The organism is Patescibacteria group bacterium, assembly GCA_041651155.1.
Classification (GTDB): Bacteria; Patescibacteriota; Patescibacteriia; order CAIXNZ01; family CAIXNZ01; genus JAPLYF01.
Genome location: JBAZJU010000002.1, coordinates 129,927 through 149,382 on the forward strand (window position 1 = coordinate 129,927; position 19,456 = coordinate 149,382).

Consider the following 19,456-nt stretch of genomic DNA (forward strand, 5'->3'; position numbering starts at 1 on the left):
TGACTTTTTGTGGACTTATTTATAACATCAAGACATAAAAAATTTTTAACTATGAAATTTAAGCTTTTTTTCACTTTTGTCTTGATTTTTTTAATCTCAATTTTTTTTAGTTCCAAGGCTTTTGCCAAAACTAGAATTGAAGAAAAAGCAGATTGCCAGTACGAAATAAAAGTAAAGATGGTCTTTGATTTTAAGACGCCAAAAGCACAGGATTTGGCGGATTCATTACTGGCAGAGTGGCAAAATGGCATGAACCAGGTTTGGCACGCTTATAAAAATGAAAAATGCCAGGCAAAATTTATTTTTACTTTAGATAAAATACCAGGAGGCAAAACCTGCAATGATTTTCCCAGCGCGCATTGTTATCAGGTTGTGGAGACAGATAGAAATCAGCGCGGTAATATCTCTGACTCCACTTTATCAGTGCCTAACAGTAATCAAAACAGCCAGGGTGAATGGACAATTTATACTACGGGATTAAACGCGGCTCATGAGGCAGGGCACATGATGGGTTTGGGTGATGAATATCATTATAAAAAAATAAATAAACAATTGTTTTGGGTTGCCAATTACATATCTAAAAATGGCTGGCAAAGCATTATGGCGCAAACCTGGGACAAAGCGACTTCATCACAAGAGCAGGTGTTAAATGTACTAAAGCAAGCTGGCTATACCAAATTTTAAATTCATTTAAATATAAGTAATTAACTCGCTAAAAGGCGAGTTTTTTTGCTAAAATTAGTCAAAATAATAGTTTAATTTGGGTTTTGGCCTTGACAAAGTGGTATGTTTGTGCTAATATAATGGATTGTAAAGTGATTTACTTTCCTTTTAACAACTTGACAAGGAGGAGACAACATGACTATAGATGATATTGTTGAGAGGTATGATAAAAAAGCTTTGAAAATGGCTATTGGAAAACTCGAAGAAAGACTTCGAGTTGGCGACTTGGGCAATGAGGAATCAGCCAGGATATGGCTGCAGCTCAGCCATCTTTATGAACAAGCTAAAGATCTGTCCAGTTCACGTTTTGCAAAAAAGCAAGTTGCCTGGTTCCGAGAGCAATGTTTGAAAGACAAAAAATTGCCTTTTAACCCAGAATTAGTAGCAGCCTAGCCTAACCAGGGGTTATTCTACCCCTTTAAATCCCACCAAAATCTCCATTTGGAGCCCTTCACCAAGAAGGGTTCTTTTTTTACATAAAAAAAGCGGTCCGATGTTTTTTCGGTCCGCTTTTAAATTTAAAATGTTTTTTTATTTCGCCTCCTTTGCAGGCGCATTGACTGCCTTTAACCAGCCGCCCAGCATTTGGCCGACAGAATTTAAAGCTTCTTGGATTTCACTATATTTTGCCTCGCTAAGATTTTTTAAATCCTTGGCCATATTGGCAAAAACTTTCAGCGTGTCTAGCTTTCTCAGAGCCTGGATTAAAGTGTGTTTCTTTTCCTCCTTGCCTTGCCTGGTGGCAATGACAATGAGTTCCAAAATTTCTAAGATTGTAATTTCAGAACTTTTTCTTAAAGTGTTTTCTTCATTTTTTGAGATTTCGCCAGCCTCTTTATAGAGGTCATAGGTTTTATCTAAAATGGGGAATTTCTCAGAAAAATTCTCCAAAATGTCTTTGTATTTTTGCATAGGTTTTGTTTTTAATTTTTAGGATTTGGTTTGATTAATTAGTTCGACCTTTAATTATTTAATTATGAACTAAGAGATATGAAATATGAGATGTTGCTAATAATACTTTTTTTGTAATGTTTTAACACTTTTGACTAGTATTTTGATTATTTCTTCGATTTCATCTAATAATTTAGATGCTCTTTCTTTCTTTATTAAATCAGCATCAATTGACATTAGTAGCCAACTTTTGGTCTCCTTAGCCTCCTTTCTTGAAATATTTAAGTAATAAGTAAATTCTTTTTTACTTAAAGAATTTTTTGCGTGAATTATGTTTGAATTTATAGACGTTCCAGATCGGATTAATTGTTTGCCTATAATAAAGGCGGCCGTAGTCTTTGGGAATTGATTCACTAATTTAATTGTGTTGATCGCAAAATTGTAGGTTCTTATTTCGGTATCCATATTGAATTAATTAATAATAAATCTCATATCTCATAGTTCATAATTCATAGTTAAGTTTTTGGCTTTCGGAATTTATATATGACCGCAGCCAAACTTAGTGCCAAAAACACAGCAGATGCAATTAAGTATTTCAAAACCGAATTTCCTAATTTATTGGGTGGAATTTGCGTGGAGGCTTCAGGGGCAGGGATTATTTGTTTTTCAATATCTGCTTCAGACCGAGGTAGTATTCTGTATTCTTCATTATTTTTACTCAAGATGCCGGTAATTTTCAAATTATCTCCTTCAGCAAAATTAGCTTTGTTGATTTTGGTATTAGTTTTAAAATAAATTTCCGCTTCCCCGCTTTCATCTTTGATCATAAATTTTGAGCCATTTTTATCTAAAAGCAGTCCGGTAATTTGTACTAAATAACCGACTAGATCATTGTTAATTTCTTGAGAGGTTATAATTTTTGGTTGTGGCGGATCTTGATTTGAAATAACTTTAATATCTTGGGCAGACGCCAGTTTAATTCGTTTTTCACCCAAGGCTTCACTCAAGGTGCCGTTTAAATCCACTAAATCCCCGATTTTCAGATCAGGCCAGTTAGCTTTTGACATATAAACCTGAATGCCAGAACCAGCTACATACATCATGGTTTTACCAAAAATATTTGGCAGGACTGAAACAACGCCCTGGGTTTTGACTAATGTGCCAACAGCCAAATTTTTAATATCTTTTAAATCAACTGAGACGACTTTTTTTGCGCTTGATTTTTTAGCAGTACTTTTTACAGCAGTGCTTTTGGCTGTTTGGGCGCTAACTTCACTCCCGCTTGATTCTGTAGTTGCAGTAATTTTAATCTTTTGGGCTTCTTTAGTTTCCAGCTGTCCATCACTCACTATTAAAGTAATTGAATAGGTGCCTTTTTGTTTGAATTGGTGCTGGGCAATCACAGAAGCATAAGATTGGTCTTCTATTTGCCAGGTAAAATTTAATTCATCATCTTCCAGATCAAATGAATCTGAAGCATCACAGGTGATTATTTCATTAATATTGGCTGTCTTAGGACAATCAAGATTAATTTCCGGCGCATGGTTTAACTTGGTCAAAACATTTTCTTTGCCCGGGGTTGGCGTAATTGTCCAAAACCAGTAGCCATTTTCATCTTGGATATAAGAAGTATTTTCTGGCACATTCTCATCCTCGCTATATTTTACTGTTTGAATGGTTTTATCATCAGGGGAAATTAATTTTAGAGTTTCTTTGTCATTGTTTAAAGCCAGGCCGCTGATTTTTCTTTCAATAGCTAAGAATTCATTGGGTTTGAGAATGGTTGTTGTAAAATCATTTATAGAAATTCTATATTTTTTCTTACTTGCATCCTGAATTTGCCAACCCTTTAGGTCTGCTTCTTGGTCGCCTGTATTTTTTAATTCAATGAACTCAAATTCCAGGTCAGAACCGGGCGGATTAGGAAAAAGTTCATTTATAACAATTTTATCTTTAATTTTTTGCTTGCTTTCTTTGTCTGTTGTTTCAGTCGCTGTTTTACTTTTTTCTTCCTCTGTTAAAGAAATTATATTTGCTTCACCTTTAGTCGGTGTTTGGGTAACTGCGAAGTCATTTTTATTATTGAAAGTTTCAGCACCGTCAAAAATCCTGGCTGTGGAATCTGGGTCTTTGGCGACAGGCGCGTTATTCTCGGGGAAGCCATTATCCCAGTTGCCGTAAAAGACAGCATCAATAATATTATTTTTATCATCTTTTAAAATTATGGCATCGCCGCTATTATTTAATTTGCCCTTAGGATTCTCAATGACCAGAAATTTATTATCAAAATTTGAGCCGATTGTACCAGTCAGATTGGTTTGCGCGCCTGAGCCGTCAGTGATTGTATAGCCGGCCAAATCAATATCAAAAATATTTTTATTGTAAAGTTCTAGCCATTCCACTTCTCCATCAGCCGGATCTGAGACAAACTCATTAATTACTAAGGTTCCGGAGGAAACAATTTTTCTGTTGCTTGAGGTTGAAGCAAGGGGATTGTCTTCCGGTTGAGGATCATCGGCCGGCGGTTGATCAGGCGGCGGGTCGTCTGTGGGAGGCTCATCTGCCGGAGGATCGTCATCGGGCGGCGGGTCATCAGCCGGCGGCGGGTCAATCGGAGGCTGATTTGGAAATTCATTGGCCTTGCCAGCGGAATTGGCAGCGGCATGAACTTGCCAGTTAGCCGTTGTATAATCATTTAAATTTAAATCAACTCTTTGCAAAGAAGTGTCAGGGCAAGGCAAATAAGTAAAAATTTCAATGGTTTCGCCGGCAGAATTTTTTAAGCCAATTTCTTCGCCATCTTCGCGCAAACTGGACCAGGAGCTATCAATAATTGTGCCAGTAAAGTCAGAATATTTTTGTTTGAACAAATCAGCTTTGTTGGCGATGATGGCATATTCACCTGGATCAATGATTAAATCGTTTTGGAATGCGCTTAAGCGGTGATTAGTCTGGTCTTCGTAAAATTTCCAGTTAGTTAAATCAACCGGTTCTGCGCCTTTATTATAAATTTCCACCCATTCATTGTCGCTTGTTTCATATGCGCCGATTTCTGAGATGACAATATCAGAATCAGCAGCGTAAGCATAAATCGGGAAATTAAAAAATCCCAACAATAATAAAGTTAGGACCGCAAATCTTTGTTTTTTGTTTTTCATAGATTTTATTTTTATTTTATTTATACTTTTAGCATAGCAAACAAAATTTTAGGGTCAATATTAATTTGGGCTGAGATTTTGTTAGAAATGATTAGATGATTTATACACACAGGAAAACAAAAACCTCCCTTGTTCTTTAGAGCAAGGCGAAGAATCATCTATTCATCATTATATGCGGAATGATAAAAGAGGCGGATTTTTGTTAAAAATTTTTAACAGCTAATTTTTATTTTTGGGGATAAATTTTAATTTGCAATTTTAGAAATTTTGCATTAAGATATAATTCTGGACTTTAACAAAGGAGGAGTAGAATGCTTTACAAGCAAAACTTGCAGGAATTTTTTGAGACAGAGCTATTTGATGTTTTTGCCAAAAGACAGAATCTTTTGCCAAAAAATGAATCAATTTTTCAGCTTAATTTGCCCTATGTTGTCGGTATTTTGGTTAGGTTTTTCAAAACAGAAGAATTTACCAGGGATTTTACGGCTACCCCACTCTATGATTTGAGATTGAATGGAAACGCGGGCATTCCTAAAATTCAAGGCCTAGCAGACTTTTGTCTGTTTAGGACGGGTATCTTCCCTTTAGATTTTAATACCAAAAGGGTGCCGCCTCGTAGAAATTTTGTAATGGCTGGCAAAAGCGCCTATTTTGATTTAAGCCTGAGGCTGAAAGAAAGATCTCTTCTCTTCCATTCCTTAGCGCTAAATTTTGTAATCTTGGCCAACATGATCAGTGAGGTCAGATTGAAAAATCTGCCTGAACAAGAAATCCTTAAACTTTTTGAATTTTGGCAGGAGAGCGGGAATCCTTTGGCTGGAGAGCTGTTGACTAAGATGGGAGTATCGCTCACTAGCTTAAAAACCTCACAATAAAAAATCCCCCTGTACCAGATGGTACAGGGGGCGTTTTTTTTAGTTTTTTTACAAAACAGCTTCTTTGGCAGCTTTGGCCACACGGAACTTGACCACTGTTTTCGCCGGAATCTTGATAGAAGCGCCAGTTGCTGGATTTCGGCCCATTCTTTCTTTGCGGTGTACTTTAACAAACTTGCCTAAGCCTGGGATTGCAAAGACCCCATTTTTCTTAACTTCCTTGTAAGCCAATTCAATCATTGCCATCATCACAGCTTCCACTTCTTTTTTCTTCATGTTGGTGCTTTCAGCTAAAGCTGCAAGCGCCTGAGATTTGGTCATTTTTGCCATAATCTTTTATAATTATTTAATTATTAGTCCACTTACATTATATAACATAAGAGTAAAAATGTGAAGAAAATAAAGGGTTTTTCCACAATCAGGGTTTTTTAGTTAATTCGGGCATGTTTTGCTTTTTGTTGACACAATTTAAAAATTTTGCTAATTTGAGGTATAATAAAAGTGTCAGATTTAGCTACTATTACTTAAATAATCTAATTAATTAAGTAATTGCTTTATGGAAAAAGACCAGAAATTTTTAGAAACTTTGTTAGACATGCTTGTTTCCAAGCCCAAGAAAGTAAAGGTTGCGCGCATGGTAAATGAAAGAGGAGTTTTGCTGACAATTGATGTTGATCCCGAGGATTTAGGCACTTTGATTGGCAAGCAGGGCAGAAATATTGATGCGATCCGAGGCTTGGTCAGAATAATCGGCATGAAAGAAAAGGCTTTTGTTAGCGTCAAATTAAATCAGCCTGATCGGGAAGAAGCTAAATAATTTTTAAAAAATAAAATTTTATATAAATAACCCAGTCTCATGGACTTGGGTTATTTTTGTCCGGGCTTTGACCCGGATTAAATTAAAACTTAAATTTAAGGATAAATACCAGTCGAGACGAATTTTAAAGTTCCACGATTTGTCCATATTTAGGCGCTTCAGCATTAATGCCTAATTTACCAGCAAGCAGGTTTTTTAAAACTTCAGCTGGCTCTTTTTCACCCTGAACCGTAAAGACTTTTTTAAGCGGACTTTTTATATTTTGAATAAAATTTAAAATTCCTTTTTTGTCAGCATGGGCAGAATACCCGCCGATTGCCCGGCCTTCAGCCATATTTTTTATATCCACGCCCATTATGCGTACAAGAGGCAGGCCTTCTAGTATTTTTCTGCCCAAGGTGCCTTCAACCTGAAAACCAATAACTAGAAAGATATTGTTTGGATTGGGCAGATAATCTTTTTCATGGAACAAAATTCGACCGCCAGTTGACATGCCGCCGCCGGCAATAATTACTTTGGGCGCGTTTACTTTTATTATTCTTTTAGATTCTTGAGATGAAGCAGTGAATTTTAAACCAGGGAAATTAAAAATATCATCACCCGAAGCAATTATATAGCGAGTTTTTTGATTAAAATATGATTGGTGTTTTTTATAAACCTCAGTAATTTTTATGGCCAAAGGGCTGTCAATGAAAATCGGCACCTGAGGAATAATTTTATTTTCCACAAAAGCATTTAATTCGTATAAAAGTTCCTGGGTGCGTTCAAGCGCAAAAGAAGGAATCATTAAAACCGCTTTTCTTTTGATGGTATCTAAAAAAGTTTGCAAAAGCAGGGCTTTGCTTTCTTTTTTAGATTCATGATTCCTGTCACCATATGCTGAATCAACGAGCAGGTAGTCAGTGTCAGTAATTTGGTAAGTGGGATTTAAAAGCGGAGTAGGCGGGTTGCCCAAATCACCGGTAAAAACAATTTTAACTTTTTTAGTGTCTTCAGTTAATTGCAGTTCAATCATGCTGGAGCCGAGAATGTGGCCGGCATCTCTTAGAGTAAATTCCAAGTTATCGTTTAATTTGTTCGGCTGGTCATATTCATGAATTTTAATTTGATTCAACATGTTTTGTAAATCTTGCTGGCCATATAATGGCTCAAGCCCATTGTTTTTAAATTCCTCTGACATTAAATGAACCGCATCTTCCAAGGCTACGGCCATGAGGTCTTTGGTGGGAGGAGTGCAAAAGATTTGCCCTTTAAAACCGTTTTTGACCAGCTGGCCCAGCCGGCCGCAATGGTCTAAATGCGAATGAGTGACAAAAACATAATCAATTGTTTTTGGATCATAAGGAAAGGGCTGGTGGTTTAATTCATTGACCTCAGACGGACCCTGAAACAAGCCACAGTCAACCAGGAGCCTGGTTTTGCCAACTTCTATTAAGTAATTTGAGCCTGTGACAACCCCGGCACCCCCGTAGAAATGTAATTTCATTGGTTAATTGGGTTATTAATAAATTCGTCTTCGCCAACCGAAATTTAGTTTCGGCCAACGAAGGTTGGTTTATTTATTTATTTGGTTGTAAATTTGAGTTAATTATAGCATAATTGATTTTTCTCTCATAAGAAAAGTGGCGACAGTGCCGCCACTTTAATTTGTACCCTTTTTGTGTTGCCTTGAGGTTTTGCCCATTTAGGACACTTGACAGCCGCTCTCTATATAGGCTCCTCCTTTCTCCAAATGTGCTCTTTGGTCTTAGCAGGGTTTAGGTCTACCTGCATGGAATCTTGAGATCACTTACTAGCACTATGTGTTTTCTGCATGGAATATAGGGCTTTTCCAAGCGCGCGCTTAGAAGCACTGCTTTCCCCACTCTTTTTATTATGGATATTTTGGACCGGGGAACCAATCGTATACCTTTAAATAGTTTAGTACTGTTTCTTGGCATTATCTGTCTCCTTTTTGTGAGATTACAAAGCCTTATTCTTTAAATTTAATATAACAAAAAGAATATAATTAAACAATATATTTCGGGAAATTAAAAAGCCGGGATGGCTTTTAATTAAGTAATAACATTTGTTGAATTTGCCAATCCCGGCGCTGGAGTTTTGTTTTAGGCTGTTACTGCTTTTTTAGGCAGTGTAATCCTAGCCTTTGGATCAGCCCGCTGCGCTTTCCTTCTCCCCTTGTGAGGCCTGAGTTTTCATTCCGAAAACAATCATAATTTTTACCTTTCATTGCGGGTTGAAAATAGAGCCTGGCGTAACTTTGACTTAGTAAGAAGGTAATTCGGGACAATAATAAGTGTCCCTGAGGATAGCCAGTGGCCGGAGAAGGCCGTTATAACCGGTTTTCCTCTTTTTTGAATGCGGTTTGCCTTTTTTCCTGCCGAACTTCTCTTGGTCCTGCCCTTGCTCTTACTTCTGACATGATTGTCCTCCTCGGTTTTGGGGCACTTTGTGCCTTGACAATATTATGGGCTACTGCAGCAACCTTTGATTTAATTGTAGCAAAAAATACAGTTTGAGCAAATTAAAATTTGTGGATAAATTTGGCAAATTAAAAAGCCGGGATGGGCTTTTAATTAAGTATAAACATTTGTTGAATTTGCCAATCCCGGCTCGTGTGACAGGCTTTTGCCTTGTGGCGATGGCTTAGTCTGCCGCTATGCTCTTGGGTCTTGCAGCGCACTTTGTGTGCAACGACTGCTTAGTTGTCCTCAACGTTACAATCATATAATGGACTCCTTTTTGATCCGTATTGAAATGTTTACGGATAAGTCCGCATTTAAATCGCGGGGGATTTTGCCGCTTTTTATATCGCCCTCAAGAGTTTCCTCTAGGGGCTTTATATTACACAGCGTAGTTCCACCATGTCCTCCCTTTTCCGGTTCGCCGTTTACAGTGCCGTTTTCTTCGTGGCCACTCGGGCCGGTAAGCTTTTGCTGACTTCCAATTTCGGACCTGCTCTTGCCATAAGGCACCTCCTGGATTGTTTTTGGACATTGTCTGCCCGGTTCAATAGTCTTTGGTCGTGATGACCTCGTGACGTGAGCTAGCCTCGAAGACGGCTTAGCCTGCCACTACACTCGTGGTTTCTTTGCAGCGTACTATGTCCTTTCCCGGGGCGTTGTACGCGAAAATCTTAGAAGTGTTCGTTTTTAACGTTACAATCATAAGATGATCTCCTGTTTGTTCGTGGTATTGTGAAACGATCTCGGGCACAACATGGCCTTTTTGGCGCTCATGCCCGCAGTTCGGTGGCAGGCAATACTGCCATTGAGTGGAATCCCGTTGTCTGTAAATTGGTGACAATCATATCTGGGTCTCCTTTTAGATCCCGATGATTTATTGTCAGAACAAAAGAATGTCTCCGCATTTGTTACGCCCATGAAGTCCCTACCCCATGGGCCTTAGACATTGAAATTATTTTCCACAATTTGCTCCTTCCTTTGCCTGGTTCGCCGTTTACGCTTTTTTGTCCTGCTTGCTTGCGGCCGATTTCTGCGTCGTGGCCTGCGACATTTTTCCAGCGACTACTTTCGGACCTGCTCTTGCCATAAGTCACCTCCTGGATTGTTTTGGGCAGGGTTTGTCCGTGTCAATGTTTTTGGCCGAAATGACCTCTGTCTTTAATTTACCAAAGAAAAAAAGATCAGGCAAGAAATTTGTGGATAAATTTGGCAAATTAAAAAGCCGGGATGGGCTTTTAATTAAGTATAAACATTTGTTGAATTTGCCAATCCCGGCTCGTGTGACAGGCTTTTGCCCTGAAGATGTGTTAGCCTATCGCTATGTTCGCGGTTTCTTTGTCAGCGTGCACGCCGTTTTCCAAGGCGCCGTACGCGGAAAACAGATCGCTTTTGTTGAACGTTACAATCATAAGGGCCTCCTTTTTTGACCCAGATTGAGATGTTCGTGGATAAGCCCGCCTTTAAATCGCGGGGATTTTGCCGCTTTTTATATCGCCCTCAAGAGTTTCCTCTAGGGGCTTTATATTACACAGCGCAGTTCCACTATGTCCTCCCTTTTCTGGTTCGCCGTTTACAGTGCCGTTTTCTTCGTGGCCGCTCGGGCCGGTAAGCTTTTGCTGACTTCCAATTTCGGACCTGCTCTTGCTCTCTTTTTCGACATACTTACCTCCTCTGTTCGGGTTTACGGGCAACTTTCGTGCCAGGGAATATATTATGGTCACCCGCGGCAACCTCTGCTTTAAATTTAACAAAGAAAAATATTATTGGCAAGGAATTTGTGGATAAATGTTTTCAGATTGCGGATTACGATTACAGATTTCAGATTAAATCCAGATTTTTAAGAGAACTAAAAAGAGACAGTCAAGCTGTCCCTTTTTATAATCATTAGGTTGTTTAATCTATTTTTTTGCTTTAACTTTTTTTTCTTTAACAGCTTTGGCTTTCTTTTCCTTAGTTTCTGGCTTTGCCTCTTTTTTTTCTGCCTTATCTTCTTTTTCTTTTGCTTTTGGTTCTTTAACTTCGGGAGTTTCAGTCTCGGCTGTTTGCTTTTTGACCTCTTTGAGAGCTTTAAGGCTTAAGCCTAAGCGGTGATCTTTTGGTTCAATAGAAATTATTCTGAATTTTATAGTATCTCCTGCTTTGGCAATTTCATTTAAATCAGTAATAGGTTTATCAGAAAGTTCAGAAATATGAGCCAAACCGTGAATGTCTGGATCTAATTCTACAAATAAGCCAAACGGGTTAGCCTTTAAAACTTTGCCCTCAACCAAATCATTGACTTTATACTTATCATAAACATGAACCCAGGGATCTTCTTTTAGTTTTTTCATTGACAGAAATATCTTTGTGCCTTCAATATTAATTATTTCCGCTTCTACGACATCTCCAACCTTGATAAAGTCGCGCGGGTCATCAATTCTTTGCCAGGCAAGTTCAGAAATATGAACCAGGCCTTCCATTTTGTTGTCAAATTCCACAAAGACGCCAAAATCTGTGACTGCAGTGACCTTCCCTTTGATTCTATCGCCAACTTTATATTTGGAAACAACCTTTTCTTGTGATTCTTCCCAGGCTGCTTTTTCAGATACAATCAGCTTTTCCTCTTTTTCATCAACATCAAGCACTTTAACCTGCAAAGGCTGATTAATAAATTTTCTTAAGAATTCTAAAATTTTATTTTTGTCTCCGCCTTCAACGCGTGGATAATGTTCGGGTATTAATTGGGAAACAGGCAAAAAGCCGGCAATATGGCCGATTTTAGTCATCAGGCCGCCTTTGTTTGCATCACTAATTTTAACCGTCAGAACTTCGCCTGATTTCATCAGATCTTTTAAACTGTCCCAGGCTCTTTGCTGGCCGGCATAACGAAAAGAAAGTTCCATTTCGCCATTTTCATTTTCCATGTCTATGACAGTTGCTTCAACGCTATCTCCGATTTTAAGATGGCCGAATTCCTCTGATTCATTATAAAGTTCGCGTCCGCGCACAATACCGGTTTTAATGCCGTCAATATCAAGGCGCACCTCGGCTTTGGAAGCAGAGATTACCTTGCCTTTAATGACTTCGCTGATTTTTGGTAATTTTAAATATGGTGAATCGCCACTCAGTAATTTGGCGAATTCGGAATTTGTGTTTTCTGGTTTTTTAGGATCTTTTTTTGACATAGGATTATATGGAAATAGGTAATATGTAATAGGTAATAAGGATTGGGATTATATTTTTATAAAATTATCCTTTCCGTATTACGTATTACTTATTTCAGTTTCTATTTTTAAATAAAACAATCTCCCTTAAATTGAGAGACTTTATTTAAGGTTAACCTGCGCAAAGCTTTTAAAATTGCCTTGACAAGTCCCATCCTTTTGAAATGTTTAGGAGGGGTGAATTAGCAAATTTTATAGATCTAACTTATATTTAGAGTTTAGCTTAAAATAAAAAATAAGTCAAGGCTTGAATTCCTGGAGCAGGTTGGTCAGGAGTTTTTTATTTTCCATGCTAAGATTTGAATTTGTTAATTGGTTGCGGAGAAATGAAATTATCGGGTCTTTAAGGACTGGGGGTAATTGTTGATTAAGCAGTTTTTGCAAACCGAGTAATATTTCTTTGATTTTTTGCTGGTCACTGGTTTCCAATGCCTGGGCAAAATCCTTTTTATAAATATCCAGCTTATTTTTTATTTCTTGCGCCTGCGAAGGGTATAAGCCTGCTTCTTTTATTTGTTTATTTTCATTAATCTTGGCAATGATTAACAAAAGAAAAAAGATAATAGCAATAATAATAATTTTCTTTTTGTGTTTTTGCCAGAAGGTCTTTCGGAGCTGTTTTGGCAACAATGAAATAGGCTCTTTCTCTCCCAAATTTTTTTCTATTGGCGTCTGGTTCTCAACAGGGATATTTATTTCTTCTTTTGATAAATTGGCATGAGCCTCGGCCATCTGCTGGCGTTTTAATTTAGCGCGGATCAAATTGGTTTGTTCAGTCACAACTTTATAAGCTTTAATTTCTTCCGGGATGCCCTTTAATTTGCGGTAGCCGACTTCAGCAGTCGGAATTTCATTTTTATTCATAGTCAGATAAACAGCTTCTGTAAAATAAACTTCATTTGGTTCGGCAATGGCTTCAATGCGTGAAGCAATATTGACTGGCTCGCCGAAAACATCTCCGTCCTTAAGATTGACTTCTCCGGAATTAATGGCAATTCTGACTTCTATCTGGTCGCTGGAAGTTGCGCGGGCATTATGGTTTAAAATGTTTTCCTGAATTTTCATGCCGCAAAGGACAGCGTCAGTCGGGCTTTCAAAAGTCACCAAAAAAGCATCACCAATAGTTTTGACTATAGTACCGTCAAATTGCTTGATTGCCGGCTTAATCAATTCGTCCTGCAATTCTAAAAGATGATGCAATTGCTGGCGCGATTGGGTGGATGCGCGGGCGGTAAAGCCCTTCATATCCGTGAACATGATGGATAAATGTTTGGTTGAGAGCATATTTTTCAGGAGTATATTTTAGTCCCCGTGCTATTAATATACTGTAAAATTTGGAAAATTAAAAGAGGTAAGCACCCCTTTTTTTATTTTCAACTTTATGATAAAATTAAATTAAATTGATTATCTTTCCGCCAAAGGCGGAAATTCTTAATTTACTTAATTAGCTTAATTTAATTATGACTATTTTTTGGTTAGGCCAGGCAGCTTTCAAAATCGTGGATAAGGAAGTGACTGTGGCGATTGATCCTTATGATAAAATTGGCCTAAAAATGCCGAAATTTCAGGCTGAAATACTGCTTATTACTCACGATCATTCTGACCATAATTATCTTGACGCCATTAAAGGCGAGCCTTTTGTAATTGACAGCCAGGGCGAATATGAAGTAAAAAATGTTTTTGTCTATGGCTTGCCAGCTTACCATGACAATAAACAGGGGGCAGAAAGCGGGCAGATAACTGTTTATGTTATTGAAATGGAAGGCATGAAGATTGCCCATTTGGGCGATATTGGGCAAGACAGCTTGACTGATGAGCAATTAGAAGAATTGGAAGGTGTTGACATTTTGTTAATTCCGGTTGGTGGTGAAGAAACTATTAATGCTACAGGCGCTGTCAAAATAATCAGCCAGATTCAACCGCGCATTGTCATCCCTATGCATTATAAAATTCCGGGAGTAAATATAAAGCTGGATCCGCTTGATAAATTCTTGAAAGAATTTGGGGTTGCTAGCCCTGAGAAAATGGATAAGTTGAAGATTAATAAAAAAGATCTGCCACAGGAAGAAACCAAGGTAATTGTTTTAGAAAAGAGCTAATAAGAATGATAAGCCACAGATTAATAATCACTGACTGCACTGATACAATCAGGGTAATCTGTGAATAAAATTAGTGTTTAAAAAACTATGGCGAGAAAAAAGGCAAAACAAAAAACCAAGAAAAAGTTAGTTAAAAAAATAGGGCGGAAAAAAGTTCGTTCTAATTTAGGCACCAGGATAAAAGTAAAAGAAGAAAAAGAAGCTGCAGTTGAAACAATTGTGGGCGCAAGTTTATCGCCATTTGAAGCGACAAAAGATGAATCGTTTGAATTTGAGAGTAATGATTTTGAGGACAAAACTGAACGTCAAAGTTTTAACGCTTATGATAATCCTATCTTGATTCAAGAAGCGGATCCAAATGAGGAAATAAATAATGAGATTTCGCAGGCAGATGAAGCAATGGCTCCACAGGAGCAAATTAACCCCGCTGATTCCAAGAACCCAGAACCCTGGCAAAATTTAACTCCCAGACAAAAAAATTTGATAATGTATATTTCCCTGACTTGTGTCATGGTTATAATAGTAGGTTTTTGGTTTGTGGGCCTGAAAGCAAGCTTTGGCCAGAATTTAAAAGGCCTCAATTTCAATATCAATGAAGTCCAGGGAGTGAAACAGGGCTTAAATTCAGCCAACCAGCAGATCTCGGAGATAAAAACCCAGCTTGATAATCAGGCGAGTTCAATTACCGATATTAAAAATAAGGCCGAGGAATTAATTATTGAAGAGCAGATAAAAAATGATGTTGCCCAAAAATTAAAAGATAAATTGCAAAATCAGAATATAAATTCCGAGGCAGAATTAAATGCTAACACCGCAGAATAAAATATTTTATGTCAGCGAAGAAAGTTAATAAAAAATTAAAGAAAATCACAAAACCAAAAGCCCCGAAAGAGGCTAAGGTTTTAAAATCCAGCCAAGCCGAGCTTGAAATTAAACCAAAAGACGAGGATGTTAAGCAGGATACGACAGCCATGGTTGTGACAAATTTAGGGAAATTAGAAGAAAGATCCTTGGTTGATGAAATGCAGGAGTCATATTTGGATTATGCCATGTCTGTGATTGTGGCCCGCGCTTTGCCAGATGTACGTGATGGCTTAAAGCCAGTTCACCGCAGGATTTTATATGCCATGTGGGATATTGGCTTGAAATCCAGTGCCAAATTTAGAAAATCTGCCACGATCGTCGGTGAAGTTTTGGGCAAATACCATCCGCATGGCGATGTGGCTGTTTATGATTCCATGGTTAGAATGGCTCAGGATTTTTCTTTGCGCTATCCTTTGGTTTGGGGCCAGGGCAATTTTGGTTCCATGGATGGCGATCGTGCGGCTGCCTATCGTTATACTGAAGCCAAATTAAAAGCAATCGCTGAGGAAATGTTAATGGATATTGATAAGGATACTGTTAATTTCATTCCTAATTATGATGGTTCGCATAATGAACCATTGGTTTTGCCGGCTAAATTGCCAAATCTTTTATTAAACGGCACCATGGGCATTGCCGTGGGTATGGCAACTAATATTCCACCCCATAATTTGACCGAACTATGCGACGGGATTACTCATCTAATTGATAATCCCAAAGCCACGGTTGAGGACTTAATGAAATTCATTAAAGGTCCTGATTTCCCGACTGGCGGCATTATATATGATATTAAAGAAATCCAAAGAGCATATGCCACAGGCAAAGGCGCGATTGTGATGAGAGCCAAAGCTGAAATAGTGGAAGCACAAGGCAAATTTAAAATTATTGTGACAGAAATTCCTTATCAGGTTAATAAGGCGACTTTAGTGGAAAAAATTGCCACCTTGGTTCAGGAAAAGAAAATCAAAGACATTAAGGATTTGCGCGATGAATCAAATAAAGACGGGGTGCGCATCGTGATTGAACTGAAAAAAGAATCATATCCAAAAAAGATTTTAAATCAGCTTTATAAACTAACCCAGTTGCAGGAAACTTTCCATGTTAATGCCCTGGCTTTGATTGATGGCTTACAGCCCAGAGTTTTGACTTTAAAAATGATTTTAGAAGAATATGTCAAACACCGCGAAATTGTGATCAGGCGCAGGACTGAATTTGATTTGAACAAAGCCAAAGAAAGAGCCCATATTTTGGAGGGCTTAGTTAAGGCGCTAAAAGATATTGATCGGGTAATTGAAACAATCAAGAAGTCAAAAGATAAAGATGAAGCCAAAAATAATTTAATGAAAAAATTTAAGTTTACAGAAATTCAGGCTATTGCCATTTTGGAAATGCGCTTACAACAATTGGCTAATCTGGAAAGGCAGAGATTAATTGATGAATTAAAAGAGAAGAGGAAATTGATTGAAGAGCTGGAATCAATTTTGAAATCAAGAACAAAAATTTTAAACATCATTAAAAAAGATTTAATTGAGATTAAAGATAAATACGGAGATGACAGAAGAACAGACATAGTTAAATCTCCAGTCGGTGAATTTTCAGTTAAAGATTTAATACCAAATGAACCGACAATGGTGATGGTTACTCAAGACGGCTATATTAAACGCTTGCCGACAGATACTTTTAAAACCCAATCGCGCGGCGGCAAGGGAGTAATTGGCTTGACCACGAAAGAAGAAGATATTGTGGAACATTTTTTTGCGACAACTACTCATTCAGATTTATTATTCTTTACCACGAGCGGCCGAGTTTTCCAGCTCAAAGCTTATGAAGTGCCGCAAACAACCAGAACTTCAAAAGGCCAGGCTTTGGTAAACTTTTTACAGCTGGCGCCGCATGAAAAAGTCACTTCAGTTTTAGATCTGGCCGATTTGAGCGGTTATAAATATTTAGTTTTGGTCACGAAAAAAGGCTTGATTAAAAAAGTTGATATTCAGGAAATAACTAAAGTCAGAAAAAGCGGCTTGATTGCCATTAAATTAAAATCAGGCGGCGATATTTTGCTCTGGGCTAAACCAGCGACAGGTGATGATGAAATTATTTTAGTCACTTCTGGCGGCATGTCAGTCAGGTTTAAGGAAAAAGGCATAAGAGCTATGGGGCGGGCAGCTTCTGGTGTCAGAGGCATTAGATTAAAAGGTGATGATGTGGTTGTGCGCATGGATATCAGTGAAAAAGCTGTTAAAGATGAAAATTTGGATTTACTGGTTGTCATGGAAAATGGTTTTGGCAAACGAACCAGTATAAAAGAATATAGGTTGCAGGGCCGTGGCGGTACTGGCATTAAGGCTGCTAAAATAACTTCCAAGACAGGTAAGATTGTTGGCGCGCGTTTGATTAATAATAAAGATTTGGATCGCGACATGATTATAATTTCAGAAAAAGGCCAGGTCATTCGTCTGCCTTTGAAATCTGTCAGCCATTTAGGCCGCGCTACTCAGGGTGTTAGATTAATGAGATTTAAGGAGGTGAAGGATAAGGTGGCAAGTATTACGCTAATTTGATGGCTTAACCACCCGCCTTCGTTAAAACTTCGGCAGGCAGGCAGATTAATATTCACTGATAACACTGATTGAAATAAAAAAATCCCGTACGATGTGCGGGATTTTTGGTTCTCTATATGTTTAAAATTATTTTGTCTTTTAATCTACACGTGGGGGACGGCTGTTGGCCAAAAATTGGTTAATCATGATGCTCCCTTTCGATGGCCGTGATGGCCTTTTTATTACTTTGCCTTTTACCTTTAGCGCGCCAACCCGAAAGCCCTCTTTTAATAGATGGCTACGAATCCTGCTTAATTCAGCCAAGGAGCCGGAAATTGTGGAGCAAATTTTATCTTTTCTGCGTCTGCGTTTGATTTGTTCCCAATTTTTAAAACAACCGAGGTGATTATACATTATGCTATTAGTCATCTCTCCAGCTATAAGATTTAGTTCTGCCATTTTTACCTCCTTTAGTTCTCTATGAGTTCGCCGGTTGGCAATCCTTCTCTTTTCAAATGCTGTTGGACTGCCTCTATGTCTGGTAATGTCCCAGAAACAGTAAAGCAGGCTTTATCTTCTTTAAACTCTACCTTGCTAACAGAAAGACATTCTTTATAGAAGCTTCGAAGAGGATTGATGATCATATGGAAGGTTGCACGATAAACATCAAATTTCAGTTTTGCCATTTTGTCCTCCTTTTAGGATATTTCACCAGTCAACAAATTAGCCTGGAGCAGTTTGGGAATTGGTCTTGTTTCTTCTTTATTAAATTTTAAAGTACTCATTTTCTCCTCCTTTCCAGTTAAAAATAACTTAACAATTTAAAGTAGCATTGTCAACACTTGCCAAAAATTGAAATTTAGTGTAAGATGGGATATAATTGTAGGGAAATCTACAATTTTAATTATTAATTGATAACCGAACCACGGATTTTTGTTCACTGATAACACTGATTTATATCCGTGTAAATCTGTGATTATTAATCTGTGTTTCAGTCTTCCCAAGTTCTATGTCAGTCCCAGCTAAACGCAGACCAAGAAGTGAAAAAAGGCGCAGGGCAGCCCATTTTGCTTTAAAAAAAGTTCAATATAATTTGTGCCCAAAATGCAAAAAGCCCAAAATGCCCCATGCTGTTTGTACTTCATGCGGTACTTATAAAAATCGCGAAATCTTAAAATCAAAACTGGATAAGAAGGAATTGAAAAAAATGAACAAACAGAAAGCCAAAAGTGCCGAGAAACAGACTCACTAAGGAATGCCTGAACCACAGATTTAATTCACTGATTGCACAGATGTTTATTTTCGTCAGTGTTAGCTGTGAGTAAAATCAGTGGTTAAGTTAACAATATCATTATGTCCAACAGACATTTATCCCGCACCATTGCCATGCAGACTCTTTACCAATGGGATTTTAATGACCAAAAAGAAAACAATTTGGAGCAGCTTTTGGATTATAATATCAAGGAGTTTGCGCCGGGTTTCAATGACGATGGTTTTGCCAAACATTTGGTTGAAGGCGTAATTAAAAATATTGCGGACATTGATGAATCTATTAGAAAGTACGCAACTGAATGGCCGCTTGAGCAAATTACGGTTATTGATCGCAATATTTTGCGCCTGGGCATTTATGAATTAAAATTTGATCCGGACATTCCTTCCAAGGTGGCAATTAACGAAGCGATTGAAGTCGCCAAAACTTATGGCGGAGATTCATCGGGTAAATTTGTCAATGGTGTTTTAGGCGCGATTTATAAAGAAATGGAAGCCAAGGGACAGATTAAAGAATAAAATTTAAGAAGTATTTTTAGGTTGGTCAAAATAAAT

20 protein-coding genes are annotated in these 19,456 nt (G+C 37.9%); 10 read left to right on the forward strand and 10 right to left on the reverse strand.

All coding sequences use genetic code 11. From position 1 onward, the window contains the following. Positions 1–51 precede the first annotated feature (51 nt). Complete coding sequence (locus WC460_02690; protein ID MFA5188243.1) at positions 52–684, forward strand: hypothetical protein; 633 nt, start codon at positions 52–54, stop codon at positions 682–684. 174 nt (positions 685–858) lie between these two features. After that, the gene (locus tag WC460_02695) at positions 859–1,116 is read left to right on the forward strand and encodes a hypothetical protein (protein ID MFA5188244.1); all 258 of its coding nucleotides are present in this window, start codon (positions 859–861) and stop codon (positions 1,114–1,116) included. 138 nt (positions 1,117–1,254) lie between these two features. Here the strand turns inward: WC460_02695 and WC460_02700 are convergent, their stop codons facing one another. The 3 genes from WC460_02700 to WC460_02710 form a co-directional block, all read right to left on the reverse strand. Next, complete coding sequence (locus WC460_02700) at positions 1,255–1,635, reverse strand: four helix bundle protein (GenBank protein MFA5188245.1); 381 nt, start codon at positions 1,633–1,635, stop codon at positions 1,255–1,257. 96 nt (positions 1,636–1,731) lie between these two features. Beyond that, the gene (locus WC460_02705) at positions 1,732–2,079 is read right to left on the reverse strand and encodes a four helix bundle protein (GenBank protein MFA5188246.1); all 348 of its coding nucleotides are present in this window, start codon (positions 2,077–2,079) and stop codon (positions 1,732–1,734) included. A 50-nt stretch (positions 2,080–2,129) separates the two neighbouring features. Then, positions 2,130–4,772, reverse strand: a complete 2,643-nt coding sequence (locus WC460_02710) for a lamin tail domain-containing protein (GenBank protein MFA5188247.1) — start codon at positions 4,770–4,772, stop codon at positions 2,130–2,132. Between the two features lie 311 nt (positions 4,773–5,083). Here WC460_02710 and WC460_02715 point away from each other — a divergent pair, with 311 nt between their 5' ends. Continuing rightward, the gene (locus WC460_02715) at positions 5,084–5,647 is read left to right on the forward strand and encodes a hypothetical protein (GenBank protein MFA5188248.1); all 564 of its coding nucleotides are present in this window, start codon (positions 5,084–5,086) and stop codon (positions 5,645–5,647) included. A 48-nt stretch (positions 5,648–5,695) separates the two neighbouring features. Here WC460_02715 and WC460_02720 read toward each other — a convergent pair whose 3' ends face one another. Further along, positions 5,696–5,977 (reverse strand): HU family DNA-binding protein, encoded by a 282-nt coding sequence (locus tag WC460_02720; GenBank protein ID MFA5188249.1) that lies wholly within the window; start codon positions 5,975–5,977, stop codon positions 5,696–5,698. A 226-nt stretch (positions 5,978–6,203) separates the two neighbouring features. Between WC460_02720 and WC460_02725 the strand changes: the two genes are divergently transcribed. Then, positions 6,204–6,464 carry a KH domain-containing protein gene (locus tag WC460_02725; GenBank protein MFA5188250.1) on the forward strand — a complete coding sequence of 87 codons (261 nt, stop codon included), beginning with the start codon at positions 6,204–6,206 and terminating at the stop codon, positions 6,462–6,464. A 124-nt stretch (positions 6,465–6,588) separates the two neighbouring features. Here the strand turns inward: WC460_02725 and WC460_02730 are convergent, their stop codons facing one another. After that, on the reverse strand, positions 6,589–7,950 hold the full coding sequence (locus WC460_02730; GenBank protein MFA5188251.1) for an MBL fold metallo-hydrolase: 1,362 nt from the start codon (positions 7,948–7,950) through the stop codon (positions 6,589–6,591). Positions 7,951–10,059: 2,109 nt separating this feature from the next. Between WC460_02730 and WC460_02735 the strand changes: the two genes are divergently transcribed. After that, a complete protein-coding gene (locus tag WC460_02735; protein MFA5188252.1) occupies positions 10,060–10,356 on the forward strand; it encodes a hypothetical protein in 297 nt (98 codons plus the stop codon). 33 nt (positions 10,357–10,389) lie between these two features. Here the strand turns inward: WC460_02735 and WC460_02740 are convergent, their stop codons facing one another. The 3 genes from WC460_02740 to WC460_02750 all read right to left on the reverse strand — a co-directional run bounded on the left by WC460_02740 (position 10,390) and on the right by WC460_02750 (position 13,416). Continuing rightward, the gene (locus WC460_02740) at positions 10,390–10,680 is read right to left on the reverse strand and encodes a hypothetical protein (GenBank protein MFA5188253.1); all 291 of its coding nucleotides are present in this window, start codon (positions 10,678–10,680) and stop codon (positions 10,390–10,392) included. A 147-nt stretch (positions 10,681–10,827) separates the two neighbouring features. After that, the gene (locus WC460_02745) at positions 10,828–12,093 is read right to left on the reverse strand and encodes a S1 RNA-binding domain-containing protein (protein MFA5188254.1); all 1,266 of its coding nucleotides are present in this window, start codon (positions 12,091–12,093) and stop codon (positions 10,828–10,830) included. A 279-nt stretch (positions 12,094–12,372) separates the two neighbouring features. Then, the gene (locus WC460_02750; GenBank protein MFA5188255.1) at positions 12,373–13,416 is read right to left on the reverse strand and encodes an adenylate/guanylate cyclase domain-containing protein; all 1,044 of its coding nucleotides are present in this window, start codon (positions 13,414–13,416) and stop codon (positions 12,373–12,375) included. A gap of 176 nt (positions 13,417–13,592) precedes the next feature. Between WC460_02750 and WC460_02755 the strand changes: the two genes are divergently transcribed. The 3 genes from WC460_02755 to gyrA all read left to right on the forward strand — a co-directional run bounded on the left by WC460_02755 (position 13,593) and on the right by gyrA (position 17,653). Then, a complete protein-coding gene (locus tag WC460_02755; protein MFA5188256.1) occupies positions 13,593–14,231 on the forward strand; it encodes an MBL fold metallo-hydrolase in 639 nt (212 codons plus the stop codon). Positions 14,232–14,318: 87 nt separating this feature from the next. Then, the gene (locus WC460_02760; protein MFA5188257.1) at positions 14,319–15,053 is read left to right on the forward strand and encodes a hypothetical protein; all 735 of its coding nucleotides are present in this window, start codon (positions 14,319–14,321) and stop codon (positions 15,051–15,053) included. An 8-nt stretch (positions 15,054–15,061) separates the two neighbouring features. After that, positions 15,062–17,653 (forward strand): DNA gyrase subunit A, encoded by a 2,592-nt coding sequence (gene gyrA / locus WC460_02765; GenBank protein MFA5188258.1) that lies wholly within the window; start codon positions 15,062–15,064, stop codon positions 17,651–17,653. Positions 17,654–17,791: 138 nt separating this feature from the next. Here the strand turns inward: gyrA and WC460_02770 are convergent, their stop codons facing one another. Both WC460_02770 and WC460_02775 read right to left on the reverse strand, forming a co-directional pair. Beyond that, entirely contained in the window at positions 17,792–18,091 is a 300-nt protein-coding gene (locus tag WC460_02770) for a hypothetical protein (GenBank protein MFA5188259.1), read from the reverse strand. Between the two features lie 11 nt (positions 18,092–18,102). After that, positions 18,103–18,318 carry a hypothetical protein gene (locus WC460_02775; protein MFA5188260.1) on the reverse strand — a complete coding sequence of 72 codons (216 nt, stop codon included), beginning with the start codon at positions 18,316–18,318 and terminating at the stop codon, positions 18,103–18,105. A gap of 323 nt (positions 18,319–18,641) precedes the next feature. Between WC460_02775 and rpmF the strand changes: the two genes are divergently transcribed. Further along, entirely contained in the window at positions 18,642–18,884 is a 243-nt protein-coding gene (rpmF, locus tag WC460_02780) for a 50S ribosomal protein L32 (GenBank protein ID MFA5188261.1), read from the forward strand. Between the two features lie 101 nt (positions 18,885–18,985). Further along, positions 18,986–19,420: a transcription antitermination factor NusB gene (nusB, locus tag WC460_02785; GenBank protein ID MFA5188262.1), complete on the forward strand. Its 435-nt coding sequence runs from the start codon at positions 18,986–18,988 to the stop codon at positions 19,418–19,420. Positions 19,421–19,456 lie beyond the last annotated feature (36 nt).

Coding starts and splice junctions, on each gene's coding strand:
- WC460_02695 (MFA5188244.1), top strand. CDS start 859: ATGACTATAGATGATATTGTTGAGAGGTATGATAAAAAAGCTTTGAAA.
- WC460_02775 (MFA5188260.1), bottom strand. CDS start 18,318: ATGGCAAAACTGAAATTTGATGTTTATCGTGCAACCTTCCATATGATC.
- WC460_02745 (MFA5188254.1), bottom strand. CDS start 12,093: ATGTCAAAAAAAGATCCTAAAAAACCAGAAAACACAAATTCCGAATTC.
- WC460_02755 (MFA5188256.1), top strand. CDS start 13,593: ATGACTATTTTTTGGTTAGGCCAGGCAGCTTTCAAAATCGTGGATAAG.
- WC460_02700 (MFA5188245.1), bottom strand. CDS start 1,635: ATGCAAAAATACAAAGACATTTTGGAGAATTTTTCTGAGAAATTCCCC.
- WC460_02725 (MFA5188250.1), top strand. CDS start 6,204: ATGGAAAAAGACCAGAAATTTTTAGAAACTTTGTTAGACATGCTTGTT.
- WC460_02770 (MFA5188259.1), bottom strand. CDS start 18,091: ATGGCAGAACTAAATCTTATAGCTGGAGAGATGACTAATAGCATAATG.
- WC460_02760 (MFA5188257.1), top strand. CDS start 14,319: ATGGCGAGAAAAAAGGCAAAACAAAAAACCAAGAAAAAGTTAGTTAAA.
- WC460_02710 (MFA5188247.1), bottom strand. CDS start 4,772: ATGAAAAACAAAAAACAAAGATTTGCGGTCCTAACTTTATTATTGTTG.
- WC460_02730 (MFA5188251.1), bottom strand. CDS start 7,950: ATGAAATTACATTTCTACGGGGGTGCCGGGGTTGTCACAGGCTCAAAT.
- nusB (MFA5188262.1), top strand. CDS start 18,986: ATGTCCAACAGACATTTATCCCGCACCATTGCCATGCAGACTCTTTAC.
- WC460_02720 (MFA5188249.1), bottom strand. CDS start 5,977: ATGGCAAAAATGACCAAATCTCAGGCGCTTGCAGCTTTAGCTGAAAGC.
- WC460_02705 (MFA5188246.1), bottom strand. CDS start 2,079: ATGGATACCGAAATAAGAACCTACAATTTTGCGATCAACACAATTAAA.
- WC460_02735 (MFA5188252.1), top strand. CDS start 10,060: ATGTTTTTGGCCGAAATGACCTCTGTCTTTAATTTACCAAAGAAAAAA.
- rpmF (MFA5188261.1), top strand. CDS start 18,642: ATGTCAGTCCCAGCTAAACGCAGACCAAGAAGTGAAAAAAGGCGCAGG.
- WC460_02750 (MFA5188255.1), bottom strand. CDS start 13,416: ATGCTCTCAACCAAACATTTATCCATCATGTTCACGGATATGAAGGGC.
- WC460_02690 (MFA5188243.1), top strand. CDS start 52: ATGAAATTTAAGCTTTTTTTCACTTTTGTCTTGATTTTTTTAATCTCA.
- WC460_02715 (MFA5188248.1), top strand. CDS start 5,084: ATGCTTTACAAGCAAAACTTGCAGGAATTTTTTGAGACAGAGCTATTT.
- gyrA (MFA5188258.1), top strand. CDS start 15,062: ATGTCAGCGAAGAAAGTTAATAAAAAATTAAAGAAAATCACAAAACCA.